The sequence below is a fragment of the Stenotrophomonas pictorum JCM 9942 genome (assembly GCF_001310775.1).
Lineage (GTDB): Bacteria > Pseudomonadota > Gammaproteobacteria > Xanthomonadales > Xanthomonadaceae > Stenotrophomonas > Stenotrophomonas pictorum.
The window spans coordinates 1-3173 of record NZ_BAZI01000306.1 but is presented as its reverse complement, the minus strand read 5'-3'; the positions used below and the strand labels follow the sequence as shown (position 1 = coordinate 3173).

At 67.1% G+C, this 3173-nt stretch carries 2 protein-coding genes and 3 pseudogenes; 1 reads left to right on the top strand and 4 read right to left on the bottom strand.

Going from position 1 to position 3173, the window contains the following annotated elements; genetic code table 11:
* The 4 genes and pseudogenes from JCM9942_RS12835 to JCM9942_RS12820 all read right to left on the bottom strand — a co-directional run.
* Nucleotides 1-781 (bottom strand): annotated as a pseudogene (locus tag JCM9942_RS12835) (phospholipase D-like domain-containing protein); the annotation flags it as partial.
* The gene (locus JCM9942_RS12830; protein WP_054660139.1) at nt 778-1347 is read right to left on the bottom strand and encodes a YceI family protein; all 570 of its coding nucleotides are present in this window, start codon (nt 1345-1347) and stop codon (nt 778-780) included. The gene JCM9942_RS12830 and the pseudogene JCM9942_RS12835, both read right to left, overlap by 4 nt.
* 4 nt (nt 1348-1351) lie before the next feature.
* Entirely contained in the window at nt 1352-1828 is a 477-nt protein-coding gene (locus JCM9942_RS12825; protein WP_054660137.1) for a SixA phosphatase family protein, read from the bottom strand.
* A gap of 18 nt (nt 1829-1846) precedes the next feature.
* A pseudogene (locus tag JCM9942_RS12820) lies at nt 1847-2475 on the bottom strand (nucleotide-binding protein).
* A 136-nt stretch (nt 2476-2611) separates the two neighbouring features.
* Between JCM9942_RS12820 and JCM9942_RS12815 the strand changes: the two are divergent.
* A pseudogene (locus tag JCM9942_RS12815) lies at nt 2612-3173 on the top strand (AAA family ATPase); the annotation flags it as partial.

Sequence of the window (3173 nt, the reverse complement as noted above, 5' to 3'; positions counted from 1 at the left end):
CGGCCCACATCATTCAGGCGCTCGGCATCCAGCTGCGCCGCGCGTTCCAGAACGCCTGGAAATTGGCCGCCATCTCGCGCGCCTCGGGGCCGGCCACCAGCACGTCGCGGTCGCGGAAGTTGTACTCGTGGTCCCAGTCGTAATAGTCGTCCTGGTAGTTGCGCCCGCCGACCACGCCGATCACGTCATCAATCACCAGCAGCTTGTTGTGCATGCGCTGGTTGAAGCGGCGGAAGCAGCACAGCACGCTGCCGGCGTAATCCAGATAGTTGAGCTTGGCCTTGCCGAAGGCGGGGTTGTAGACGCGCAGCTGGAAGTTCACGTGCGCGGTGGACAGGGCGCCGAGCACCTCCAGGTCGGAAATCGCCGAGAGCTGGTCGATCAGCAACCGCACCTGGACCCCGCGCCGGGCGGCGGCCAGCAGCTCGTCCAGTACCAGCCGCGCACTGTCGTCGGTGTCGAAGATGTAGGTCTGCAGATCGATGCTGCGGGTGGCGCTGCGGATCAGGTTCAGGCGCGCCACCAGCGACAGCTCGCCCTCGTCCAGGATGGTGGCGTAGTGCAGCGGCAACTCCGGTTGCGAGCCGGCGATCGCCTGGCCGCCGAGCGCGCGCAGCGGCGAATCCAGCGCGCAGCGGTCGGGAAGATCGCACGTCACCGTGCTGGAGCGCGCGGCGATGGCGATCCCTTGGGCACGGTCCTTCTGCTGCGGCGACAGCGAGGCACAGCCAGCGCCCAGCACCGCGGCGCCGAGCAGCAGCAGACGCAACAGGAAATTCACGGTCCAGGGGCGCGGGTCAGGCGCGTACGCAATACAAAGGTCACTCGGTCACTCACTGCCATCTGCCAGCTATCCATGCCGTAGCGCCCGCGTTGGACGGTGCCACGACTGATGAGGTCGCAATCATAGCCGGGCCTTGCGCATTCAGGCTTCAGCAGATGCAGCGTTTCACGCCGGCTGATGCCGCGGATACTCAGCCGTCCGTCGATCTTGCCGCCGTGCTCGGCGATCTCCGGCCGGTAGGGATCGGACTCGAACTCCACCAGCGGATGATGGACGGCATCGAAGAAGTCCTCCCCGCGCATCCAGCCGGTGTAGCGCGGCTTGCCCGGGATCTCCACGTACTGGGTGAACATGCGCAGCCGCACCTGGTGGCTGCCGTCGGGCAGCACCGTGATCCAGCCCTCGAATCGCGGAAACACGCCCTCGATCGTCTGCCCGAAGCGGGTGCGTATCTCGAAACCGAACCGGGAATGGGCGGTGTCAAACTGCAGCGGCTCGCCCGCGAAAGCCGAGCTGGCCAGCAGTACCAGACTCAGCAGCAGCCCTCCCCGCGCCGCCGCCATGGGGTTAGGGCCACCAGAACGCGGTCAGCCGGGCGATACCCGGCTCGATCGCCGCCTCCATCGGCAAGGACAACACCGCCACCGCCGCCGGCGGCATGCCGCGGTAGTCGCCGGACTGGCCGCTGTGCATCAGCGCCACCAGCTGCTCCAGCCCCGGGTTGTGGCCGACAATCAGCAGGCGCTCCACTTCACGGTGCTCATCGGCCAGCGCGGCCAGCGTGCCGGGGACCGCGTCGTAAATGCGCTCGTCCAGGCGCTGTTCGACGTAGCCGGTCCGTTCCAGCACCGCTTCGAGCGTCTCGCGCGTGCGTCGCGCCGGTGAGCACAGCACCCGGTCCGGGGTCAACTTGTGTTCCAGCAACCAGCGCCCGGCGGCTTCGGCTTCGGCCAGGCCATGCGGGGAAAGGGGACGGTCGATATCGGCCTGGCCAGTGGCCGCCGGTTCGGCGTGGGCATGTCGCAGCAGGATCAGTTCACGCATGGTCGGGGAATACTCCTGTCAGACCTTGTTCAACCATTTGAGCAGCGGCGCCCAGTCGTGCTGGTGCTCGCGTACCTGGGCGGAGTGATAGTCGAACAGGCTGCGCCCGAGCCCGACCATCACCACGTAACTCTGGCTGTCGCGCAGCTGCGCGACCACTTCATACGGCCATTGCGCCAACATCTGTTGGGCCTGCTGCGAGGTCTGCGTCCATGGCTTGGTGCGGTTGAGCACCAGCCCCACGGGCAGCGCGCGCGAATGCACGCGCGGGATTTTGGCCAGACTGTTCAGAAAGCCGACGATCGCTCGATATCCAGCGCCGAGGGCAGCACCGGCACCACCACCGCATCGGCCACGTCGAGGAAGTGCTCCAGATCCTCGGCATACGCGCCGGCGGGCGCATCGATGATCACCTGCCCGGTGCCATCGGGAATGCGTTTTTCCCAGTGCTTCTTGCGGTACACGTCCAACGGCAGCACGGCGCTGTCGAGCACCGAGCGGCGCTGCGCCCAGCGGGTGCTGGAGCTGCGGGTCGCGTCGGCGATCACCGTGGCAGTGCCGGCCAACGCCGATTGCGCGGCCAGATGGGTGGCGATGGTGGTCTTGCCGACACCGCCTTTGGAGCCGGCTACCAGGATCGTCTTCATGCACGCCTCGTTTTGCGCGGGACTTGTCCGCAGCGTACACCGCGGCGCATTGCCAACGGTAGTCACCGGATCAGGAACGTCCGCCAGCGGCCCGGTCCGGCTTTGCTATCGTGTGCGCCCCGGGGATGGAACCACCATGAGCGAGCTGCAGGACCTCACCGCACTGATCCGCGCCAACACGCCGCTGATCGTCATCCAGACCCAGGACGAAACACGGATCGTGGAGCTGTTCCGGCAGGCGCTGATGCAGGTGTGGCGCGCCCTGTACCGCTGGTCGATCACCGAAGGCCTGCGCCGCATCGACATGGACCGCGAGGACGATGCCATCGGTCCCCCCGATGCCAGCGCGGTGTTGCGGATGATCCAGGACGCCGACCAGCGCGGTATCTACCTGCTGCTCGACATCCATCCCTACCTGGGTTACGCCAGCCATCAACGGCTGCTGCGCGACATCGTGCAGCGCCGGCACAGCCAGCCGCATGTGCTGGTGCTGGTCGGCAGCAAGGTCGAACTGCCGGCCGAACTGGAGGCGCTGGCAACCCGCTTCAACCCGCGCCTGCCCGATGCCAACGCGTTGTTGAAGATGCTGCGCGAGGAAGCCGGCGCCTATGCCGGCGAGCACGGCGGCCGGCGCGTGGAGGTGGACCAGGACGCGGTGCGGCAGATCCTGCGCAACCTGCAGGGCCTGAGACTGCCAA